Genomic DNA, 19,678 nt, shown 5'->3' on the forward strand with positions numbered 1-19,678 from the left:
GGCTGCGGGACCCCTTGACCCCCCGTTCTTGCCCGACAGGAGCTTAGTTCGACGTCTTCGGCCCCTTGGGCTTGAGGCCGGTGGGGATGACCCCCGCATCCTCCAGGCGGCGGATGCGCGCCATGGTGTCGGCCAGTTGCGTGCCGCTGCGGACGTTGGCCCGCGCCGCGGCACCGACCCCGGCCGCCAAGGTTTCGGTGACGCCCCGGTTGCCCGCCCGGGCGCGCGCTTGGGAGCCTTGGGTGTTGAGGAGCCCGGCCGAGGCGTAGCGGGCCTGCGAGGCGGCCCCACCGAGCGCGCCCGCCCCGGCGTTGAGGGCATTCCCGCCGAGCACCGAGCTGATCGCCGGCATGACGAGGTTGCCCGACAGGGTGCGAACGAGGAAGGGGATCACCCCGATTATGCCGGCGGCCAGGAACATCATGGCGAAGAAGGGTAGAAGCGCGCCCAAGGTCGCGTCTTCGGCCGGGTCGCCCAGGGTATCCGCCATCGCGTCTGCCATGCCGATGACGGTGGACATGATGCCGGCGATGACGAGGGGGTACATGGCGAACCCTACGAACAGCGACAGCCAACGGTGGAAGTAGTCCTTGGTCGCCTCAAAGAGCGTGGTGGCGATCATCACCGGAGCGATGCCGATGAGAAGGGTGAGCATGACCTTGGCAAAGATCAGCACCGCGCCCGCGAGCGCGCCCAGGAGGCCCATCATCGCCATGCCGAAGGTCGTGGCGACGGCCCCGCCCATCCAGCCCATGTTCTCGGTCATGGCGTTTAAGTAGTTGGCGAAGTCGAACATTATCTGGTCGAACGCCTCAGCAAAACCATCGGCTGGGGCCACGCCTCCTACAGCTTCCACGATGCCGGCGCCGAGGTCATCGAGACCGTCGATGATGGCCGAGGCCACGACGTTGAACTGCACCCAATTGAGGGCGAAGGCGTTGATCAGCAGCAGCCGCACGACGAGCCCGACCGCGGTGCTGCCGTCCATGGGACGCATCTGGAGCGCGAGGTTGACGAACACCAGGACGATCAGAAGTGTCGAGGCTACCATGAGGATGCCGCCGAGGGATCCCGCCACGGCGGCGAAGCTCGACTCGGCCGCACCGTCGAGAAAGCCCTCGACTTGGTTCACCATCCACGCAACAGGTCCCACAAAGCCACCCTACCAGTTGCCTTGAGCCCGGCAGATACGCCTGGCTTCATGGTGAAAGCTGCCCGAGAGCCTTTGGAACTCACCGCGGGCCTCGCGCACAGCGACAAGGTCCAATGCCGCATAGTTCTCCTGATACTCGGCCTCGGCCGCAGCCCAGGATGGGGCCTTGACGGCGCAGGAGCAGTCGCCGGTAGCAACGATCTGCTCATAGCTGCGCGCCTTGTAGATTTCTGACAGCAGCAAACTTCTGACGGCTTCCCTTCCTTCAAGTCTTTCTGCCCATGCCGGTCGCTCCTCACGATCCGGGCAGGTCCGGTACTCGCTCGCGCTGCGGGGCGCGCTCATGTCGGGCGGGGTCAGGTCGTTGAAGGCGGACGATCCCGCCGCACCCGACGTGGGCTCCTGGGCGGCCTCCTCCGTCATCGATGGCAGGGCCGGGGCGTCGATCTCGGGAGTGATCAGCTCCGGCGTTGCCTCGGAGGTGGGCGGCTCCCCAGAGACCTCCTGTGCCCGTCCCGCTCCCCCGAGCCCCACCAAGGCCAAGGCCAGGGTCAGGCCGATCCGCGTCGTGGTGTTCGTCATCGTGTCCTCCTCCGCGGCGCTCCCGCCGCCTGGTCGTCCTCGGCATCCGACCCCGGCAGGTAGAACTCGGTCGGCCCCCGCCGGTCCTCGTGCCGGCCCACCTGCAGGATCACGTCGATGGTGCCCTTCACGTAGGCCAGGACCTCGGCATAGGTCATGGGAAGCTGCGCTTTGAGCGCGGCGATGGCCAGGCGCTTGACGGCGAGCTGGGGAGTCTCGGCGTGCAGCGTCGTCATCGAGCCGCCGTGGCCGGTGTTGATGGCCTCCAGGAAGCTCATGGCCTCCGCGCCGCGCACCTCGCCCAGGATGATCCGGTCGGGCCGCATCCGCAGCGTCGAGGTCAGGAGCCGGTCCGGGCTGCGCTCGGCGGCGTCCCGGTCGGTGAGCAGCGTGACCACGTTGGGCTGCCGGGGGTGCAGCTCGGCCGCGTCCTCGATGGTGACGATGCGCTCGGTGGCGGGCACCTGGTCCAGCACCTTGCGGAGCACCACTGTCTTGCCGGTGTTGGTGCCGCCCGAGACCACGAGGTTGAGCCTGTGGTGGACGCAGAAGGCCAGCGCCGCGTCGAGGTCGCCCGAAGCCACCACCTCGCACAGCCGGGCGTTCCGGGCGTGACGGCGCGCTTCCAGGCTTTGCGGCTGGTCGTAGAGCCAGTCGAGCGCGATGGCGTCGAGCGGCACCGCCGAGAAGAAGCGCAGCGAGATGGCGGGCGCGGCGCCGGCCACGGCCGGGGCGGTGACCACCTGCGCCCGGATGGGCCGGCCGTTGTAGAGGATCGACACGCTGAGGATGGGCCGCTTGTCGGAGAGCTGCGCGCGCGCCGCCGAGGCGATGCGGCCGGCGAAGTCACGCACCTCCTGCGATCCCAGCGTGATCTCCAGGGGGCGCATGAAGTGGTCGCCCTGGAACTCGCCCCACACCCGGCCGTCGGGGTTCACGGCGATCTCGATCACGTCGTCGCGGCGCACCGCCGGACCGAGGCGGTGCAGGGAGGCCGCGAGATAGGAGTCCGCCACGGGATCGGCGGGGGAGGGGACGAGGGTCGGGCCGGCGGTCATTCGAGGAGCTCCAGATCGCGGTCCACGAGGACGGTGATGCGGGCGCCCTGGTCGACGTAGATCGTGGGGGCCACGGAGAGGTACTCGTCGAGGACGGATCGGCTCGCGTCCTCCACGTCCCCGCCGAGCTCCTCGGCGAGCTCTGCTGCCAGCGGGTCGTCCACGGAGGCCGCGGCCGCCGAGGGCAGGGCGGAGATCAGCGACACCAGGGCCGCCGAGCCGAAGCGGGTGCCCAAGCGGCGGTCGATCCTCCCGTCCGTCCCCGAGCGGCCCAGCTCGTCCGCGCCGTAGGCCGCGATGGTCACCGACTGGCCGTCCGGCGTGACGATGCGATCCCAGGCCACCATCAGGCGGCGCTGCGTGGCCTCGATCTGGCTGTTGTAGCGGCCGATGAGCTTGGAGCCGCGCGGGATCAGCACGCGCGTGCCGTCGTAGCTGTGTACGTCCTCCGAGACCACCGCGCGAATGGCGCCGGGGAGATCCGAGTCGATGGCCGTCTCCATGACGGCCTGGATGACCGTGCCCTGGATGACGGTCCTGGACGGGTTGGCGATGACGCTGGCCTGCTCGACCTCGGCCCGGCGGGCGCCCTGGCGCAGGAAGTCCTCGTTCGACCCGAGCCCCGAGGGCCCGCCAGCGCCTGCGGCGTTCGAGGGTGAGGCTGATCCGCCGAAGGCGATCATCGGGGACTCAATGCGCGCCTGCCGCAGCTCCTCGGCCCGGGCGCGGCGCTCCTCCAGGGCCGCCAGTCGGGCGGCCTCGCCGCCCGTTCCCGGACCCGTTTCCAGACCCTCGGGTGGCAGGGGGGACACGGTCCCGTCCCCGAACTGCGCGGCCTCCAGTCGCGCTTCCAGGCCCCGGATCTCATTGGCGCGCTCGCGGGCCAGCCGATCCGAGGCCCGGGCCTCCGCGCGCAGCGCGTCGGTCTGGGTCCTCAACAGTTCAAGCTGCTGGTTCAGGGCGGCGATCTGCGCCTGGGCGGCGTCGTTGCCTGCCGGCGCCTGGGCGGCGCTGTCGCGCATGGCGTCGAGCTGGGCCTCCATGGCGGCCAGCCGATCCAAGAGGGCCTGCTCGGTCGCGGAGGGACCAGGCGGCAGGACCGGGGCCTGGGAGACTTGGGCGGCGACAGGGATGGGCTCTGGGACCGTCGCCGCTTGCGGCGTGGCCATGGTCTCGAAGCCCTGGCCTGGGCCCTGCCAGTCGTCGGGCTCCGCCGTCGCCAGCGGCTCCTCCCGGTCCCCGCGCATCTCGCTCATGCCGTAGCCCAGGAGCGCCGCCGCGAGGCCGATGGCGGTGAGCCCGGCCAAGGCCTTGCCAAGTGGCAGGGCCGCGCGGGACTCCCGTGCCCTCCGGCCGCCGCCCGGCTCCAGGCGGTCCTGCAGCGCTGTGAAGTCGGGGCCGTCGTCCTCGCGGTTCGTGCCGTCGCTCATGAAGTCCCCTCCGGCCGGGCGGCCTGCACGCAGACCACTTCGTCGCCCAGGCGCAGCACCCAGCGGGGGCTGATGCCGGACACGCGCACGACCCCGTCGGCCCGGGTCGAGCTGTTGGCGGTGCGCTCGCCGCCTTCGGGCCCGACCCTCAGGATGGCGGGCAGGGGCGCGTTCGGGGCGAACTGGAAGTAGGTGAAGGTGCCGTCGTCCGAGACCGCCACGGGGGCGAACTCGGCCTCGCCGCTCACGCCGTAGCGATAGGTGGTGGCCCGAGGCACGACCGCGTTCCTCGGGGGCGCCGAGGCCCCCGGATAGGCGAAGCGCACGACGTAGTAGGTGGGTCCCCCCTCCACGACGTTGAAGTAGTAGGAGCGCAGGTTCGTGTAGACGTTGATGTTGGTGCTCACGCCCGAGGCCGTCGGCTTGACCGCGAAGGCCTGCCCGCCCGGAATGCCGTCGAACTGGAACCCGGCGGTGTCGCCGGCGACGATGCTAGTGATGGTCTCGCCGGGGGCGAACTCCACGGTGGTTACGTTGAGAAGCGTGGTGTTGATCCGGTAGACCTGCCCGTCGACGTAAGAGGCCACCCGCACCCGCTCGTCATGGCCGCCGCGCCCCGGCGTCACCTCGGCCTCAGCCACTGAGGCCAGGGCTCCCATCAGGCCCAAGCTAAGCCCCAGACAGCGCATCCAGCCCATCGTCACTCCTCCAGCCGGTCGGACGTGATGGCATACTCGCGCACCACGAAGCCCAGGGGGTTGCCCCACACCTCGTCGATGCTCCGGCGTTCTTCGGGCGTGAAGCCGAAGAGGAGAGTGGCCGTGAACAGCCCGGTGGTCGCGCCGTCCGGCGCGGTCAGGCGCTTGCGGAGCCGCACCTGGGCGCGGTTGTTGGTGATGAGGGCGATGCTCAGCACCTCCACGTCGATGCGGGCGTTCGGCCCGTAGGCCTCGGGCGGGTAGGCGTCGTGGCCGGATGTCCAGAGCGCGCGCAGGGTGTCGGCGGCCCCGCCCTCGCTCATGGCAAGGAGGCGGCGCACGCGCAGGTCGTTGTCGAGCTGGTTGTAGGTCTCGCGGTCGGTCACGTAGCGGAACACCTGGGCCTGGATCACTGCCGGGCGCTCGGCCAGGGACACGGCCTGGACGCTGGCCTCCGGCAGCGCCAAGCCGGTGTCCGGGTCATAGGCGACGAGAGCCGGGGCTGGGTCCACGTCGAGGATGGCGACGGCGGCCGCCGCGAGGCAGCCTGCCACGCCGAAGAGCGCGCCCGCGCCGGCGATGGCCTTCCAGACCCGCTCGCGCCGGCGCGCCCCGTAGATCAGCTCTTCCTCGATGATCTCGCTCATGCTGTTCATGGGGCGGGTCTCAGTTCATGTCCGGGAGCGTGAAGTCGACGTACTCGCGCTCGGCCGCGATGGTGGCCGCGTCGATCACCCCCGCCTGGCCCGCGCCGATGGTCGCGACCGACTGGAGGCGGAGCATCTCCAGCATGATGATGCCGATCTCGGCGGTGACGCGGGTGTTGTGGTCGATGGAGGCCTTGAGGTCCGCCTGATCGCCGATGCCGGCCACCAGCGCCTCGATCCGCTCGGCCGCCTGGCCGGCGTTCTCGTGGCTGATCTCGGCTGCGGCCGACATGGTGGCGCCGGTCGTCGCGCGCGTCGCGATGCGCTGCGCCTCCTCGTCGGTGCCCACGCCGTCCCCGGGCATGCCCGTGGGGTCGGAGGGGCCGGCGCCCCGGGGGTTGCCGGCGGCCAGCCGCTCCAGCGTCTCGGAGTCGAACCCCGCCTCGTTCAGCACGGACTCGATCCCCTCGCGCATCCGGCCGGCGTTGGGGCCGGTGAGCTGCGACCAGTCTCCTTGCTGCACGGCCTGGATGGAGGCGACCACGTCGGTGAAGTTGCCGCCCAGGAGGTTGTCGAGCTCGCCGCCCATGACGAGCTCGATGATGTCCCGCTCGCCCGTCAGCGCCTCGTAGGTCTCGGTGAGCTTGGCGACTTGGTCCTGCAGCGTCTGGAGTTGCTCCAGCGCGTTGTCGAGGAGGTCGGTCTGGATCCCGAAGTCCTCCAGCATCTGGTCAAGCTGGGCGACCGCCTGAGCGATGGCCCGCACGTCGATGACGGGGATGGCGGCCTCGGCGGTCGACGAGGCCAAACCCAGCACCAGGGCGGTCGGGAGAAGGAGGTGCTTCATGGCAGAGTCTCCAGGGTGAAATCGGCGTAGTCGCGCTCGGCGGCGATCGTGGCCGCCATCGCCACCTGCTCGGCGCTCAGAGGCTGGGTGTGGGCGGCCTGGAGGCGGACCATCATCACCATCAGCCGCGCGATCTCGGCGCGGGCGTAGGTGTTGAGGCTCATGGCTTCCTCGGCGTCGGCGGTCGCCCGGATGCGCGTGACAATGCTGCGGAGCCGGGTGGCGGCGGAGGCGATCTGGGCCTCCATGTGCCCGGCGTAGACCAGGGCGGCGTCGGCGGTGAGGGAGAGGGTCGAGCCAGCCAGGAGCACGGGGTCGATGGTACCGGTGGCGTCGATGCCGCCCACGAGGCCCAGGTAGCTGTTGTACTTGGCCGGGATCGCCTTGACGTAGCCCTGGGTCTCCTCGAAGGGCGGCACGCCCCCGTACTTCTCCACCGCGCCCGGCCCGGCGTTGTAGGCCGCCAGCGCGAAGACGACGTTGCCGTCGAAGGCTTGGAGCTGCTGGCTGAGGTAGCGGGCGCCACCCTCGACCTGGAGGTAGGGGTCCTCGTAGTACTCGGGGTAGATGCCGAGCTGCTGCGCGGTGCCGGGGATGATCTGGGTGAGCCCGAAGGCCGCGGCCGGGGAGCGCGCGCCCACCTGGAAACGGCTTTCCTGCCAGATCAGCGCCTGTAAGAGGCAGCGCCACTGTACGGGCGAGAGTCCGGCTGCCGCCACACCTGGGTAGCCGGCCGTGTCCTTAGCGACCTGGATAATGAGCTCTTCGACGGTGACGTTGGCGTCTCCGAAGAGCCGCGCGGCGGCGGGGTTGGGGTCCTCGGCGCCGTAGAGGACGCTGGCCGAGGCGGGCGTGACGCCGTCACCTTCGAGCGCCGCGATCGCGGCCGGGGTGCCGGAGCCGTCTGTGGCGGAGACGGAGGCCAGGATGCGGTCGAGGGCGGCGAGCTGGCTCCTCTCGATCTCCAGGGCCTGCGCCGCGTTCGACAACCGATCCGCCTGCACGGCGAGGTCGCGGGTCCCCTGCTCCAGGATCGCTTCACGCTGGACCCAGGCGCCAACGTCGAAGACGGCGCCTCCCCCAAAGCCTCCGAACAGGCCTCCGAAGAGCCCGCCGAACAGGCCCGCCTCCCCTGCGCTTGGGCTGCCGAGCGCGAGCAGGAGGGCGGCGGAGGCGGCGGCGCTACGCATCCTCGTTCGGGCTCTCCGGGAGAGGACGGAACTCGCACGGACCCTGGCCTTCCACCAGATTGAAGCAGGTGGCCGTGGGACCGGAGGTGGGCTCGCACCCCGCCAGCCCAAGGACCGCCAGCCCCAGCAGCAGGATGATCCGAGACAACCGCCAGCCCACGTCACAATCTCCAGAAGTCGGGGCGGGTCCGCCAATCGGGACCGGCCAGTTGCTCGCCCTTCTCCAGGCCGCCCAGGATGGTGAGGAGCGGCCCCAGGGCGCTGAGGTCGGCGTCCACGAGCGTGGAGCCCCGGTCGTCGCGCACCAGCGCCAGGCGCGAGCCGCTGCCAGTGTCGAGGAGCATGGCCAACTCCTTGGCGTTCAGGCCCAGCAGGGCGTAGTCGGAGGCCTTGGCGCGGAGGTTCGGGAGCAGGACCTGGGTCGGCACGGCTTCCACGATGGTGCGGCCCGTGCGGGTGTGCTCGAGCTGGCTCGCGTACTGGGTCATCATCACGACGACGGCGTTCTGCTTGCGGGCGGTGACGAGCCAGTTGGACAGCCGCTCGGCGAAGTAGCTGGTGTCGAGCGCCTTCCAGGCCTCGTCCACGACGATGATCGTGGGGCGGCGGTCCTCGATCAGCCGCTCGACGCGGCGGAACAGGTAGGAGAGCACGGCCATGCGCTCGCGCTCGCTCTCGCTGTCGAGGATGCCGGTGAGGTCGAAGCCCACCACCTCGCCCTCGAGCGAGAAGGTGTCCTGACGGGTCTGCCCGAAGATCCAGCCGTAGCGCCCCGTCTCGGTCCACTCGTGGATGCGCTCGTGCAGGTCGCCCCCGTCGTCCGCGGAGGCGAAGAGCGAGGCGAGGTCCGTCCAGTTCCTCAGGTGCGCCGGCGCCTCGGCGTTCTGCCGGACCACTTCACTGATTCGGTTCGTCTGCACGGGCGAGAGCGGCCGATCGGGGCGGGTCAGGAGCGCCACGAGCCAATCGGCGAGCCACGCCTGTCCGCGCTCGTCGGTCTCGAGCCAGAGGGGGTTGAGGCCCGTGGGCACCCCGGGCCGGACCGGGGCGTAGGAGCCGCCCAAGGCACGCACCGCCATCTCCAAGCCGGCCCGGTAGTCGAACACGATGATCCGCGCGTCCGCGCGGCGCGCCTGTGCCATCAGGAACGCCGACAGCACCGACTTGCCCGAGCCGGGGCGGCCCAGGATCAGGGTGTGTCCCGAGGTGGGCTCGCGGTCCGGGCGGCCCGCCTCGTGGTAGGAGAACCAGAAGCCCGACCGCTCCGGCGTCGGGAACATGGTCAGGGGCGTGCCCCAGGGCGTCTCTGGGCCGCGCTTGCCAAGCGGCGTGCGATGGAAGGCCGAAAGGTCGGCGAAGTTGCGGTTGGTGAGGGGCGCCTTGCGGCTCCGCATGACGGCGTTGCCGGGAGCTTGCGCGAAGTAGTGGGTCTGTCCCGCGAAGCTCTCGCTGACGAGGCTCACTCCCTGCTCGGCCGCGATGTTGCGGACCTCGCTCGCGAGGCTGTCCAGCTCGCCCGGGGTGGCGGCGAAGACCGTCACCGTCATGTGGTGCTCGCCGAAGATGAGGCGGCGCGACTCCAGGTCGTCGTGCGCCTCGTCGAGCTCGGCCAGGAGCGACACCGCCCCGTCCTCGCCCGTCCGCATCAGGCGCTTCTGACGCTTGATGCGCTCGGCCATGAGGTTCGAGTTCACCGGGACGAAGCTGTGCGTCACCACCATGTCCACGGGGAGGCTCAGCCCGTCGAACATGCCCACCGTGGTCTTGGCCGGGTAGGTCTTGATGGCGAAGGTGGTCCCGTACTTCCGCCCCACCACCCCCTCCGAGAGGGTGAAGCGCGCCCCCTTGAAGCTGACGCGGGTGTTGGCCAGGTCCTCGGCCAAGAAGCCGTAGCGCGAGCCCCGGTGCAGGGGCAGCTCCTCGCCGGTGTTCAGGCCGCCCAAGAAGCCCAGCAGCTCTCCCGTCGAAGCGGGGAGCCGGCGCGGGCGCATGCTCCCGAAGCTCGACAGAATGAAGCCCGTGACCTCGTTCAGCTTGCGCAGGCTCTCGGCCGTTTCGGCGCGCAGAGTGTCCACCGACCGCCGGGCGAAGAACGGAACCTTGGCGCCCAGCTCGGGCCGCTTCATTACCGTCAACGTCAGGGTCTTGTCGCGCATCCCCATCGTGTCGAGATGCGCCCGCCAGCGGGCGTCGAGGGCAGCCGCAAAATCACAGCCTTCGATGGGGCGCAGTTCGTGGCGCAGCCCCTTCGAGACCTTGTGGACGTAGAAGGCGTAGCCCGCGCCCACCTGGGCCACGAGCTGGGCGAACAGGCTCTTGGTGCGGTCCAAGAGCTCGTCCTCGGCGGTGGCGCTGTTGAGGCCGTCGAGGCGGACGCACTGGAAGAGCTCGTTGCCGCGCGTCCGCACGGTCACGTCGTCGACCAGGCTGACATAGGGCAGCATCCGCGCGAGGTGCCGGTCCGATCGGCGCGGCCGGGGCAGGAGGCTTGCCAGATCGAGAGGAGCGGCCTCCTCGACGCCGTCACGGGGCATAGTGGGTCTCTCCGTCCTCGGAGCGGGGGAGCCGCGGCGGGGTGTGCTGCATCACCACGCGCACGACGTCGAGGAAGTGCGGATCCCAGTCCGCCGCCTTCCAGATCGCGGGGTAGGCGAGCAGGGCCGCCACCCCGACCGCCCAGTGCTGGACCCACAGGAACAGCAGCGCCGATCCGAAGAGCCAGCCGGCCGCGTACATGACGGGCAGGCCCAGGAGCTTGGCGGGCCGGATCAGGCCGATGAAGAGCCGCGTGTGATCCGCCATGCCCGCCTGCCTCAGGCGAAGATCGTGGCAGCGATGACGGGCGCCGAGGCGACGCCCACGATGGCGACGAGCACCATGATGGCGCGCGACCAATCGATGTAGCCGAAGAGCCAGGCGAGGAAGACACCCATCAGCGCCAGCGTGCCCACCACGAGGCCCAAGGGACCCACGAGCGCGTCCACAATCCCCTGGAGCACGTTCTGGACCGGCGACAGGTCCACCGTCTGCGCCAGGGCTGGTTCAACCAGCGCGAGAACCAGCGCAAGGCCGGCAATAAGTACGTTTTGCAGTTTCATAACCCGGTTTCCTCCTTGAGCCGACCAAATACGGCGAGCACCTTGGACACGTGCCCTTGCGTTTCCTCGTAGGGTGGAATGCCCCCGTATTGCGCGACCGCCTCGGGGCCGGCGTTGTAGGCCGCGAGCGCCAATTCCGCCGAATTGAAGCGGCCGATCTGCGTGAGCAGATATCGCGCCGATCCGTCCAGGTTCTGTTGCCAGTCGTGCGGATCGACCTGGAGAATGGAGGCCGTACCGGGCATGAGTTGGCCCAAGCCGATGGCCCCCACTGGGCTCACCGCACGGGGGTTGTAGCCGCTCTCGACCTCAATGTTGGCCTGGTAGAGAAGCAGCCAGTCCGACGGGCTCAGGCCTGCGCCGCGCAGCGCCCCGTGCCCGGCGTAGCGCAAGGCGGTGGCTTCGATGCTGGCCAGGATCTCGGGCGAGGGCGTGCGGGACTGCGGGGCGGGTGCCCCCACCAGCGTCCCCCCGGCGGCGATGACCTCCTCAGCCGCTTCCGGCTCGCGGCGGAACAGGACCACGGCGCCCGTGTCCTCCTGGGCGGCCTCGCCATAGTGCTTCGAGAAGCTAGTGTCGGTGCTCGACGTGAGCGAGCCGTCCGCGCCCATGACCATGACCAAGCCATCGGCCGTGGCCTCGGTCGCCAGAGCCCACCCGAGCAGGAGGGCGGCCTTAAGGCTCCGCCTTCCGGTCTCGCGGAGGTGTGTGGGTAGCGCTTTGCCCTTCGTGCATGGGAATGCAGACGGTGCCGAAGTCCAGGGAGTAGAGGAAGCTCGCGACCCCGTTGAGCGTCTTGAACACGCGTGGCCGGTCGGGGGTCTTGCTGCTCCGCATCGAGATAACAAGGACTCGGTCGGACTCCCCATCCCTGGACACGCATCGGATGCCCCAAAGCCCATAAAAGACAGTGCCTTTCTTGACAGGCGGCTTGAGGCAAATCACCACGATGCGGTGACCTAATTCCAAAAGCTCTCGCAAGCCGAGTTCGGTGACCACATCGGGACCTAACTTTGGCATGGTGCGATCTCGGGTCCTTCGACCTGCTACCGCGTCCAGCCCGTTTCTAGGTCATGGACAAACGATAGGATGTTATATTTTTGGTTACAAGCTTAGCGTGTGCTCTGAGGGGACATGCACCAGCGACCCACAACCGTTGGTGGCAAAAACCGAATCGTTAACAAACCCTTATGATGAGTTCACGAATTCGTTAGGACTGTCATCAAGGATTTTCGACGCCGCTGCCCGCACGTCCTAGAAAAGCTGAGTAGACAAAGGGTTACGTTATGCGCGTCCTGCCGCTGGCCATTCTGACAGCTTGCCTGGTCACCTTCCTTGTCCTCCCAAGCCGCATCCAAGCTCAGGCGGAACCTTGCATTCCGCCGATCCGACCCTTCCTGCCCACCGACCCCCGGGACATCCAAGCCTACGCGGACCTCCTGCGGCAAGACTTCGAGGCCTACATCCAGGACTTCGGCACCTATCTGCGCTGCCTCGACGCCGAGCGGGCCCGCGTCTTCCAGGAGGGGCAGGAGGTCACGGCCGAGTACGCCCGCTTCCAGGAGGTGACGAATGCGCGACGGCAGGCGCCCGCCGATTGACCCGGCTTCGGGCTCTGCCCTTGAGCTGTTTCAGGCACGCGCGAGCGGCAGCTCGTCCAGCTGCGTGGTGTAGCGGGGCGAGCGGTGCTCGAAGCGTGTGGCCCATGCGCGTGTCAGCCCCGTGCTGGCGGGCACGAGGGTGCCGCGCCCCCAACGGGCGTTCACGGCGTCGAGCGCGCCCATGAGCCGGGCCGAGCGCTCCCGGTCGAGCCCGTCGAAGAGCGGCCGGGGCGCCTCCTCCGCCCGGATCAGCCCCATCGTCATTACCCCGGCCTTGGAGTAGCGGAAGCCCTCGCGCCAGATCGCCGCCACGGTTGCCCGCGCGGCCCTAAGGAGCGCCAGGGTGTCGTTCGTGGCTTCGGGCAGCGTCACGGTCCGGCTCGCCGCGTGCTGGGGCCCCGCGTCGTGCGTGGAGGTGTGGAAGAACACGGTGAGCGCATCGGTGGCGAGCCCGTGGTGGCGCAGCTTCTCGGCGAGTCGCGTCGTGTGCGCGGCCACCGCCTCCTGCAGGGTGGCGAGGTCCTCCACCCGGCCCGCGAAGTTGCGCGTGACTGCGCAGCCCTTCCGCGGGGGCGCCACCTCCTCCAGGGGGAGGCAGGAGGTGCCGCGCAGCTCCCACACGATCCGCTCGCCCACGACCGTGAGGAGCTGACGAGCGAGGTAGGGGTCGAGGCGGGCGAGGTCGGCGGCCGTGCGGCAGCCGAGCGCCTCGAGCTTGCCCACCGAGGCCGAGCCCACGCCCCAGACCTCGCCCACGGGGATGCGCGCCATGGCCGCCTCCCGGGGACCTGCCTCCCGGAAGTCGCAGACCCCGCCCCGCTCGGGGTCGTGCTTGGCCAGCCAGTTGGCGAGCTTCGCGAGCGTCTTCGTGGGCCCGAGGCCCACGCAGGTCGGAATGCCCGTCCACTGCCGCACGGTGGCGCGCAGCTCGCGGGCGTGGGCCACGAGGTCCGTTCCGCCTAGGCCCGAGAGGTCGAGGAAGCTCTCGTCGATCGAGTAGACCTCGATCGCGGGCGAGAAGAGGCGGTAGACCTCGTTCATGCGCGCGCTCATGTCGCCGTAGAGGGCGTAGTTGGACGAGAACACCGCCACCTTGTTGGTCCGGCACAGATCCCGCATCTGGAACCACGGCTGCCCCATGCGGATGCCCAAGGCCTTGGCCTCGGGAGTGCGGGCCACCGCGCAGCCGTCGCCATTGCTGAGCACGATGACGGGGCGCTTGGCGAGGGTGGGGTCGAACACCCGCTCGCAGGAGCAGTAGAACGAGTTGCCGTCGATCAGGGCGAAGACGGTCACCGGGGGTCTCTCACCGCCGGCCCCGCAGCCAGTGGACGTTGCAGCGCACCACCCCCCAGATCTCCACCTCCGCCGCCTCCGGGACGGCAAAGGCCGGGAAGTCGCGGTTCTCGAGCGCGAGGCGCGGACGCGGCCCGTCGAGGAGGAGGCGCTTGAGCGAGCGCTCGCCGTTCACAACCGCCACCACCACGTCGCCGTGCCGGGGCGTGAGGCTCCGGTCCACGATCAGGAGGTCGCCATGAAAGATGCCGGCGTCCTTCATACTGTGTCCATCCACCCGCCACAGGAAGGTCGCGGGCCGGTTGGGGATCAGGAGCTCCAGGAGGTTGATGTCGGGCTCAAGGTGGTCGTCGGCGGGCGAGGGGAACCCCGCGCAGAGCCCTTCGAGGACGAAGGGCAGGGACCAGGCCTCGGCCTGCGACTCGAACTCGTGGTGGCGCAGCAGGAACATAACAGGAACGTGTAGCGCAGGAGCGAGCGGTGGCAACGGGGTTTCTGCGTCTGTCCAGGGTTGTCACCGGAATAGAAACCCGGAGGGCCCGGTCCCGACGAGGCGTTCCGGCGGAGGGCAGGAAAGGGCGGCGCTGCCCTGGGTGGGACAACGCCCGGCGCGACCGCTCTACCAGCCCAGGAGGCGCGCCACGTCCGTCACGCGGCGGGGGATCTGGGCCAGGCCGTAGAGCGCCACGAGGCCCGTGGGGAGCAGGAGCGCCCGCTCGGGCCCGCTCACCTGCGCGGCCTCGCGAACCAGCTCGCGCCAGAGGAGCCGCCAACGCCTCATCCGCTCCACCGTGCGCAGACGCCTTCCCCGATCAGGATCTCGCCCAGGTCCTCGCCGGCCAGGGCGCAGGTGCCCACCTCGCGGTCGTAGCTCCTGCGTCCCTCCAGGTCGCAGGCGAGGGTCTGGCCGCGCACGAGGTCCTGCAGGAAGAGCCGGGCGCTCTCGCCTTCCGTGGTGCCCAGCTCGGCGCAGTCGAGGTTGGCGATGCGCACCGGCACGCCCGCCACCTCCAGCGTGTCGCCGTCGCGCACATGCGTCACCCGGCCCTGGAGCGAGTTGGCGGAGCGGGGCGGGGCAGGGGGCTCGGTCTCGCGCGACGTGGGAGTCGGGGCGGGGTCAGGGACCGGACCCGAGGACGTGGACCCGGGGAGCCACTCGGCGAGGCTGCCCGGCCACCAGGCGTCCCAGCCCTGCGGCAGGCGCGCGGGGTCGAGCCAGCCCAGGGCGACGAGGACGGCCCCGAGGGCCGCGAGCCAGGCCAGGGGACGCCGGCTGCGGGGGCGGGATGGGGAGCGACGGCGGGAGGTGTGGCGCGGGCGACGAGTCATGGGCGCCGTCTAGCAGGTCGGAGGCACCGGGTCAGGGTCCTGCCGCGAGAAGGAGGCGGCGAGCCCGTCCCCGAGGGGCCGGGCTCCGGTCGGGGACGGACGCGCGGCCGGAGCGGGCCGCGCGACGCCTTCGCTGTCTCGTGATGCCGCCACGCATCCCGGGTCCGGTCCGTCAAGGGGCGAGCGCCGCCGCCCGAGGACGTCGTCGGCTCCAGCGCCCGCCGTGTCCTCGCTTCGCTGCGGGCCGCACCACCGGGCCCCTCCGCCCCCTCTGACGGCCCAGCCCCGGGCCGCGGGCCGGGCTGTCGCCCGCCCCGCTCTGCCGTCCGAAACATGCGGGGCCTGTTTCAGACAGCAGACCAGGACGGCTCCGCCCAAAGGCGGCGCGAACAGGGCACCAAGACCCACACACGCCGCGCAAACACCACCACGCGGAGATAAATGATGGCATCCCAGACCCCCAAAACCTTTGACCCTGAGCGCGAGATCGCGGACAGGATCATCGCCGCTCTGGAGGCGGGTACGCCCCCGTGGCGCAAGCCGTGGACGGGGCAGAAAGGTGGCGCGGCCTTCCCGCTGCGGGCTACAGGCGAGCGGTATCGCGGCATCAACGTCCTCATGCTCTGGCTGGAGGCGGCCGAGAAGGGCTACGCGTCGCCGTTCTGGATGACGTACAAGCAAGCCAGTGAACTGGGCGGGCAGGTCCGCAAGGGCGAGCGCTCCACCCTCGTGGTGAAGTATGGCGTGGTGGAGAAGGAAGGCGACGCGGGGGACGAAGTGCGCCGGCCCTATCTGCGTGCCTACCACGTCTTCAACGCCGATCAGATTGACCGTTTGCCGGAGAGCTTCACCCGCGAGGTCGAAGCCCCCCAGGACCTGGGCACCCGACCCGACGAGGCGTTGGAGGCTTACTTCGCCCGGCTGGGCGCCACGGTCGAGACTGGTCCCGACCCTCGAGCCTACTATGATACCGTCCGCGACCTCATCCACATGCCCCCGATTGCCACCTTCTACACCACCCAGGGCTACTACGAGACCCTGGGCCACGAAGCGGTGCACTGGACGGGAGGCACGGCGCGGCTGGACCGGCTGACTCGGTGCAAGGACCGACAGGCCTATGCGTTCGAGGAACTCGTGGCCGAGATTGGGCAGTGCCTTCTCTTCGCGACGCTGGGCCTCACCCCATCCATCGACCAGTCGGCGGCTTACGTCGAGGGCTGGCTAAAGGCGCTGGCCGAGGACAAGAAAGCCATCTTCCGGGCGGCCAGCGAAGCGCAGAAGGCGGTGGACCTCATCACGGAGCGGTGCGGCCCAAACCCTGACATTGAGCAGGCGGTGGCAGCATAGACAGCCCCCCTCTTTCCAGACCCCTGCGCCGCTGCAGGGGTCTTCGATGTTCCTTCTCAACGTGTTCTGTCAACCTCGGGCATGTCGAACATGAGCCCGTACGGTTCCCTTGTGTCCTGTTGTAACCAGAGGAGCCACCGCATGAGCTTGAGCCCTTGTGCCCGCTCAGCCGAGAAGGGGTTTGGCTTGTCCTCCTAGAGGTGGACGGAAGGGTGGATCGGCCGTCATCTTGGAGTATTGAATGCCCAGTGGGCTGGGTCTCCCGCCTCTTCTCTCGTGCCGGGCCTAGGCGCTGCGGGGTTACACAGGCGCCGGCTCCGTGCTCCCGCGCACCACGAGCTTGAGGGGCAGCAACTCCCGCCCGTTTGGCAAGGCGCCCTCGAGGATGGCGGTAACTGCCCGCTCGGCGATCTCGCGGAAGGGTTGCTCCATGGTGGTGAGCGGCAGGGGCGATCTGGCCGCCTCCAGCACACCATCGAAGCCTATGACGGAGACGTCCTGCGGCACGCGTAGTCCCCGGGCGGCGAGCCCGGCCAGGGCGGGCGGGGCGACACGGTCCGACATGGCGAGGAGGGCCGTCGGGGTGGTCTCCCCGTCGGCAAAGAGGAGACCCAGCACCACTCCGATGTTGCTGCCGTCCCGGTTGACGGCGTGCAGCGGCACCTCGAGCTCGGGGATGCCGGCCTGGGCCAACGCGGCCCTCTCGCTCTGGCCACCGTGGCAACGCGAGGTCAGCACGACCGCAGCAAAACTGACCATGCGTCAATGTGTCAGCTATGCTGACGCATCCATGCGGCCGTAGAGGACCTCCATTCTCCTCCCCAGACTGGAAGGTCGGCCGCGGATGCTTCACCTCCACAATCCTGCGAACCAGGCTCATCTCAAGGAGCTGGAGGGCCGGCTGTCGTCCCTTCTGGCCGCGGCCCCGGTGAGCCCGTTCAACGCGATGGACGCGGAAGCCGTCACCTGCGCCCTCATCGAGGTGGTGCGCGGCTTCGACCGCGGCCTGATCTCGGCCGAGGATGCGGAGGGCATCTTTTCGTCCTTCCACGTTCCGGGATTCAGCTTCCCGGCTTGGCTGGCCGAGATGGCCGACGAGGACGTCTACGTCGCGGCCCCGCTGCGGCGGGCCGCCTAAACGCTGGTCTCGCCCGTGCCGCCCGGCAGGGCGGCGCCCGCGCGCGAGGCGCCGTCTGGCCGGAACGCCCGGCTCGCGCTAGGCTGCACGCCAGCAGCCGGGAGAGGGCGAGATGACGGAAGCCGGGACCCCTGAGATCCGAACGGGCGACCAGGTGCTCGACGTCTTCGGCGAGACGGTCATCGTCCGCCGCGACCCCCTGGGGGCGCCGCTGGATGCCTCCGTGATCGAGGAGATCGTGCCGCCTGGCGTGGCTGGTCCCTGGCACCGCCATTCACGCGAGGACGAGGTGTCCTACGTCATCGAGGGCACCTTCCGCATCTGGCGCGGCGAGGAGGTATTCGACCTCGGTCCGGGCGGGGTGGCGCTCCTGCCCCGGGATCAGGCTCACACCTTCCAGAACGTAGGCTCCGCCACGGCCCGCCTTCTGACCGTCATCACGCCCGCAGGGCTGGAGCGCTTCTTCCAGGAGGTCGCCGAGGGCAACTGGGGCGAGGACGACCTCGACGAGGTGGTGGCGGTCGCGGCCAGGTTCGGGGTGGAGATCCTGGGACCGCCTCCGGCGTGAGGCGCGTCCAACAAACCTCTGGCGCGGCGAGCCGTTCCCGCGCACCCTGACCCTGCGCCACCGGACGGGAGCGGGCGCGACAAACAGCGCAGGGGGACAGCCATGATCAAGGAGTTCCGCGACTTCATCGCCAAGGGCAACGTGATGGACCTCGCCGTGGGGATCATCATCGGTGCGGCCTTCACGGCCATCGTCTCGAGCCTCGTCGATGACATCATCAACCCGATCATCGGGCTCATCATCGGCGGGGTAGACTTCTCGAACCTTTACTATGTCATGTCCGGCAGCGTGCCGGAAGGCGCGGGCCTCCAGACCGCGAAGGACTCGGGGGCCGCTGTCTTCGCCTATGGCTCGTTCATCACCGCCATCATCAACTTCCTCATCATCGCCTTCGTCGTGTTCCTGCTGGTCAAGGCGGTGAACCGCATCAAGGACCGGGCAGTCCGCAAAGGCGAGGAGGTGCCCTCGGCGCCCAAGGGCCCGACCCAGGAGGAGCTGCTGACCGACATCCGCAACCTGCTGGCCACGGGCCGCTCGGAGGTGACGCCCGGCGGGACGAGGGGGCCGACCGGGACGATGTAGGCGCAAAGCTGATGGGGCCGCGCCATTGCAGTGTCGGCCGGGGGATCCTACGGCAGGCCGACGCTCTCGCGGGTGATCCATCTCCCCTAGCCTGGAGAGGTGTCAGTGGCTGCAAACGCACGTGGAAGGAGCATGGGCCTGAGGTCTGCGCGGTGTGCCTGAAGAGCTGCTTTCTTCTGGACAAGCCTAGCGAACTGCGGTGCAGCCTAGAGCTTCAACCTGCCCCGATGCTCACCACAGGAGAAACCCATGGCCAACCAGATGACCAAGACGCAGCTCGTCGCCGCCCTCGCCGAACGGACCGGCGGCGACAAGAAGCAGGCCAGCGCCATGCTCGACGCCCTCACCGGCATCATCACGGAAACGGTATCCCAGGGCGGCGCCGTGACCCTGCCGGGCGTTGGCAAGATCACCTGCCGCGAGCGGTCCGAGCGCATGGCTCGGAACCCAGGTACGGGGGAGCAGATCCAGAAGCCCGCCGACAAGGTGATCAAGGTCACCATCGCCAAGGCCCTCAAGGACAGCATCAACCCCTGAGACATCCAGGGAACTGAAGGGGCTCCTCAACGCTGAAGCCGACAATTCGTAGGCTCACCGAAGCCGCACTGGACGACCCTCACTGTGGGCCTAGAAGCGATGTTCGTCGGCGTTTGCCGGCAGACCCGTATGTCCCTCAAATGAGTGACGTCTTGCCGCCGGGGCCAATCCTGCACCCTTCAGGCGTATCTGTTCCACTGCACACACGCGGGGTGGACGCCTGAGTTCGGTGGAGCGACCGAAGGGCGGCGGACAGGCCGCCGCCCGTATCCTGCGACCCAGAGTAGGTCCACTCCCAGGATCCGTTCGAGTTCAGCCAAACTCGTGCGGTTGGGGGATCCGCCCCTGCGGCGTGTACTGGTCCACCGCCCTGGGCAGCTCGCGCGAGAGCCGCTGAAGGAGTTCCTCGCGCGACAGTCCGGTAGCCTCGGTCAGGTCTTCCAGCACGTCCGGCCCGAGCGCCGCCTCGAGATCTTGGGGCTCCACCTCCCGGTTCTGGCCCGTGCCGGCTCCGTTGCAAACTCTGACCGAGGACAGGCTGGGGTAAGCGGCTGGCTCGCGGCCGATTAGCAGAGCC

24 protein-coding genes are annotated in these 19,678 nt (G+C 69.4%); 6 read left to right on the top strand and 18 right to left on the bottom strand.

What is annotated here, in order from left to right; all coding sequences use genetic code 11:
* Nucleotides 1–43: 43 nt before the first annotated feature.
* The 12 genes from FHG71_RS16630 to FHG71_RS16685 all read right to left on the bottom strand — a co-directional run bounded on the left by FHG71_RS16630 (nt 44) and on the right by FHG71_RS16685 (nt 11,326).
* Nucleotides 44–1,135, bottom strand: coding sequence for a TrbL/VirB6 family protein (locus FHG71_RS16630; RefSeq protein WP_139082827.1), 1,092 nt, complete (start codon nt 1,133–1,135; stop codon nt 44–46).
* Between the two features lie 27 nt (nt 1,136–1,162).
* A complete protein-coding gene (locus FHG71_RS16635; RefSeq protein ID WP_139082828.1) occupies nt 1,163–1,735 on the bottom strand; it encodes a hypothetical protein in 573 nt (190 codons plus the stop codon).
* On the bottom strand, nt 1,732–2,751 hold the full coding sequence (locus FHG71_RS16640) for an ATPase, T2SS/T4P/T4SS family (protein ID WP_139082845.1): 1,020 nt from the start codon (nt 2,749–2,751) through the stop codon (nt 1,732–1,734). Before FHG71_RS16640 ends, FHG71_RS16635 begins: the two co-directional genes overlap by 4 nt.
* A 38-nt stretch (nt 2,752–2,789) precedes the next feature.
* On the bottom strand, nt 2,790–4,223 hold the full coding sequence (locus FHG71_RS16645; RefSeq protein ID WP_246045488.1) for a TraB/TrbI/VirB10 family type IV secretion system protein: 1,434 nt from the start codon (nt 4,221–4,223) through the stop codon (nt 2,790–2,792).
* Complete coding sequence (locus FHG71_RS16650) at nt 4,220–4,912, bottom strand: TrbG/VirB9 family P-type conjugative transfer protein (protein ID WP_139082847.1); 693 nt, start codon at nt 4,910–4,912, stop codon at nt 4,220–4,222. Before FHG71_RS16650 ends, FHG71_RS16645 begins: the two co-directional genes overlap by 4 nt.
* Nucleotides 4,913–4,923: 11 nt before the next feature.
* Nucleotides 4,924–5,577, bottom strand: coding sequence for a VirB8 family type IV secretion system protein (locus FHG71_RS16655; RefSeq protein WP_139082829.1), 654 nt, complete (start codon nt 5,575–5,577; stop codon nt 4,924–4,926).
* Nucleotides 5,578–5,587: 10 nt separating this feature from the next.
* Complete coding sequence (locus tag FHG71_RS16660) at nt 5,588–6,415, bottom strand: type IV secretion system protein (RefSeq protein WP_139082830.1); 828 nt, start codon at nt 6,413–6,415, stop codon at nt 5,588–5,590.
* Entirely contained in the window at nt 6,412–7,605 is a 1,194-nt protein-coding gene (locus FHG71_RS16665; protein WP_139082831.1) for a lytic transglycosylase domain-containing protein, read from the bottom strand. The genes FHG71_RS16660 and FHG71_RS16665 overlap by 4 nt, the downstream gene beginning before the upstream one ends.
* A gap of 161 nt (nt 7,606–7,766) precedes the next feature.
* Nucleotides 7,767–10,139 (bottom strand): VirB4 family type IV secretion/conjugal transfer ATPase, encoded by a 2,373-nt coding sequence (locus tag FHG71_RS16670; protein WP_139082832.1) that lies wholly within the window; start codon nt 10,137–10,139, stop codon nt 7,767–7,769.
* Complete coding sequence (locus FHG71_RS16675) at nt 10,129–10,407, bottom strand: VirB3 family type IV secretion system protein (protein WP_139082833.1); 279 nt, start codon at nt 10,405–10,407, stop codon at nt 10,129–10,131. Before FHG71_RS16675 ends, FHG71_RS16670 begins: the two co-directional genes overlap by 11 nt.
* Nucleotides 10,408–10,418: 11 nt before the next feature.
* Complete coding sequence (locus FHG71_RS16680; protein ID WP_139082834.1) at nt 10,419–10,703, bottom strand: TrbC/VirB2 family protein; 285 nt, start codon at nt 10,701–10,703, stop codon at nt 10,419–10,421.
* Nucleotides 10,700–11,326 (bottom strand): lytic transglycosylase domain-containing protein, encoded by a 627-nt coding sequence (locus tag FHG71_RS16685; protein WP_246045489.1) that lies wholly within the window; start codon nt 11,324–11,326, stop codon nt 10,700–10,702. Before FHG71_RS16685 ends, FHG71_RS16680 begins: the two co-directional genes overlap by 4 nt.
* Before the next feature lie 663 nt (nt 11,327–11,989).
* On the opposite strand from FHG71_RS16685, the gene FHG71_RS16690 reads away from it, so the two are divergent.
* Entirely contained in the window at nt 11,990–12,304 is a 315-nt protein-coding gene (locus FHG71_RS16690) for a hypothetical protein (protein ID WP_342777517.1), read from the top strand.
* 30 nt (nt 12,305–12,334) lie between these two features.
* Here the strand turns inward: FHG71_RS16690 and FHG71_RS16695 are convergent, their stop codons facing one another.
* The 4 genes from FHG71_RS16695 to FHG71_RS16705 form a co-directional block, all read right to left on the bottom strand.
* The gene (locus FHG71_RS16695; protein WP_139082835.1) at nt 12,335–13,600 is read right to left on the bottom strand and encodes a Y-family DNA polymerase; all 1,266 of its coding nucleotides are present in this window, start codon (nt 13,598–13,600) and stop codon (nt 12,335–12,337) included.
* A gap of 10 nt (nt 13,601–13,610) precedes the next feature.
* On the bottom strand, nt 13,611–14,051 hold the full coding sequence (locus FHG71_RS16700; protein WP_139082836.1) for a LexA family protein: 441 nt from the start codon (nt 14,049–14,051) through the stop codon (nt 13,611–13,613).
* Nucleotides 14,052–14,219: 168 nt separating this feature from the next.
* A complete protein-coding gene (locus FHG71_RS23650) occupies nt 14,220–14,381 on the bottom strand; it encodes a hypothetical protein (protein WP_176559467.1) in 162 nt (53 codons plus the stop codon).
* Complete coding sequence (locus tag FHG71_RS16705; RefSeq protein WP_139082837.1) at nt 14,378–14,929, bottom strand: thermonuclease family protein; 552 nt, start codon at nt 14,927–14,929, stop codon at nt 14,378–14,380. Before FHG71_RS16705 ends, FHG71_RS23650 begins: the two co-directional genes overlap by 4 nt.
* 444 nt (nt 14,930–15,373) lie before the next feature.
* On the opposite strand from FHG71_RS16705, the gene FHG71_RS16710 reads away from it, so the two are divergent.
* Nucleotides 15,374–16,276, top strand: a complete 903-nt coding sequence (locus FHG71_RS16710; RefSeq protein WP_139082838.1) for an ArdC family protein — start codon at nt 15,374–15,376, stop codon at nt 16,274–16,276.
* Between the two features lie 300 nt (nt 16,277–16,576).
* Here FHG71_RS16710 and FHG71_RS16715 read toward each other — a convergent pair whose 3' ends face one another.
* Nucleotides 16,577–16,969, bottom strand: coding sequence for a substrate-binding domain-containing protein (locus tag FHG71_RS16715; RefSeq protein WP_218014129.1), 393 nt, complete (start codon nt 16,967–16,969; stop codon nt 16,577–16,579).
* A gap of 151 nt (nt 16,970–17,120) precedes the next feature.
* On the opposite strand from FHG71_RS16715, the gene FHG71_RS16720 reads away from it, so the two are divergent.
* The 4 genes from FHG71_RS16720 to FHG71_RS16735 all read left to right on the top strand — a co-directional run bounded on the left by FHG71_RS16720 (nt 17,121) and on the right by FHG71_RS16735 (nt 19,101).
* Nucleotides 17,121–17,414, top strand: a complete 294-nt coding sequence (locus FHG71_RS16720; protein WP_139082840.1) for a hypothetical protein — start codon at nt 17,121–17,123, stop codon at nt 17,412–17,414.
* 112 nt (nt 17,415–17,526) lie between these two features.
* A complete protein-coding gene (locus FHG71_RS16725) occupies nt 17,527–17,982 on the top strand; it encodes a cupin domain-containing protein (RefSeq protein WP_139082841.1) in 456 nt (151 codons plus the stop codon).
* A gap of 102 nt (nt 17,983–18,084) precedes the next feature.
* Nucleotides 18,085–18,564 carry a large conductance mechanosensitive channel protein MscL gene (gene mscL / locus FHG71_RS16730; protein WP_139082842.1) on the top strand — a complete coding sequence of 160 codons (480 nt, stop codon included), beginning with the start codon at nt 18,085–18,087 and terminating at the stop codon, nt 18,562–18,564.
* A gap of 249 nt (nt 18,565–18,813) precedes the next feature.
* Entirely contained in the window at nt 18,814–19,101 is a 288-nt protein-coding gene (locus FHG71_RS16735) for an HU family DNA-binding protein (RefSeq protein WP_139082843.1), read from the top strand.
* Nucleotides 19,102–19,413: 312 nt separating this feature from the next.
* Here the strand turns inward: FHG71_RS16735 and FHG71_RS16740 are convergent.
* A partial coding sequence (locus FHG71_RS16740) for a YidB family protein (RefSeq protein ID WP_139082844.1) occupies nt 19,414–19,678 on the bottom strand: 265 nt, incomplete at its 5' end.

Source organism: Rubellimicrobium roseum, from assembly GCF_006152145.1.
GTDB classification, from domain to species: domain Bacteria; phylum Pseudomonadota; class Alphaproteobacteria; order Rhodobacterales; family Rhodobacteraceae; genus Rubellimicrobium; species Rubellimicrobium roseum.

What these genes read in the sequence shown, in the direction of transcription:
- FHG71_RS16630 (WP_139082827.1), bottom strand. Translation starts at nt 1,135, where the DNA reads ATGGTGAACCAAGTCGAGGGCTTTCTCGACGGTGCGGCCGAGTCGAGC.
- FHG71_RS16635 (WP_139082828.1), bottom strand. Translation starts at nt 1,735, where the DNA reads ATGACGAACACCACGACGCGGATCGGCCTGACCCTGGCCTTGGCCTTG.
- FHG71_RS16645 (WP_246045488.1), bottom strand. Translation starts at nt 4,223, where the DNA reads ATGAGCGACGGCACGAACCGCGAGGACGACGGCCCCGACTTCACAGCG.
- FHG71_RS16650 (WP_139082847.1), bottom strand. Translation starts at nt 4,912, where the DNA reads ATGCGCTGTCTGGGGCTTAGCTTGGGCCTGATGGGAGCCCTGGCCTCA.
- FHG71_RS16655 (WP_139082829.1), bottom strand. Translation starts at nt 5,577, where the DNA reads ATGAACAGCATGAGCGAGATCATCGAGGAAGAGCTGATCTACGGGGCG.
- FHG71_RS16660 (WP_139082830.1), bottom strand. Translation starts at nt 6,415, where the DNA reads ATGAAGCACCTCCTTCTCCCGACCGCCCTGGTGCTGGGTTTGGCCTCG.
- FHG71_RS16665 (WP_139082831.1), bottom strand. Translation starts at nt 7,605, where the DNA reads ATGCGTAGCGCCGCCGCCTCCGCCGCCCTCCTGCTCGCGCTCGGCAGC.
- FHG71_RS16670 (WP_139082832.1), bottom strand. Translation starts at nt 10,139, where the DNA reads ATGCCCCGTGACGGCGTCGAGGAGGCCGCTCCTCTCGATCTGGCAAGC.
- FHG71_RS16675 (WP_139082833.1), bottom strand. Translation starts at nt 10,407, where the DNA reads ATGGCGGATCACACGCGGCTCTTCATCGGCCTGATCCGGCCCGCCAAG.
- FHG71_RS16680 (WP_139082834.1), bottom strand. Translation starts at nt 10,703, where the DNA reads ATGAAACTGCAAAACGTACTTATTGCCGGCCTTGCGCTGGTTCTCGCG.
- FHG71_RS16690 (WP_342777517.1), top strand. Translation starts at nt 11,990, where the DNA reads ATGCGCGTCCTGCCGCTGGCCATTCTGACAGCTTGCCTGGTCACCTTC.
- FHG71_RS16700 (WP_139082836.1), bottom strand. Translation starts at nt 14,051, where the DNA reads ATGTTCCTGCTGCGCCACCACGAGTTCGAGTCGCAGGCCGAGGCCTGG.
- FHG71_RS23650 (WP_176559467.1), bottom strand. Translation starts at nt 14,381, where the DNA reads ATGAGGCGTTGGCGGCTCCTCTGGCGCGAGCTGGTTCGCGAGGCCGCG.
- FHG71_RS16705 (WP_139082837.1), bottom strand. Translation starts at nt 14,929, where the DNA reads ATGACTCGTCGCCCGCGCCACACCTCCCGCCGTCGCTCCCCATCCCGC.
- FHG71_RS16710 (WP_139082838.1), top strand. Translation starts at nt 15,374, where the DNA reads ATGGCATCCCAGACCCCCAAAACCTTTGACCCTGAGCGCGAGATCGCG.
- FHG71_RS16720 (WP_139082840.1), top strand. Translation starts at nt 17,121, where the DNA reads ATGCTTCACCTCCACAATCCTGCGAACCAGGCTCATCTCAAGGAGCTG.
- FHG71_RS16725 (WP_139082841.1), top strand. Translation starts at nt 17,527, where the DNA reads ATGACGGAAGCCGGGACCCCTGAGATCCGAACGGGCGACCAGGTGCTC.
- mscL (WP_139082842.1), top strand. Translation starts at nt 18,085, where the DNA reads ATGATCAAGGAGTTCCGCGACTTCATCGCCAAGGGCAACGTGATGGAC.
- FHG71_RS16735 (WP_139082843.1), top strand. Translation starts at nt 18,814, where the DNA reads ATGGCCAACCAGATGACCAAGACGCAGCTCGTCGCCGCCCTCGCCGAA.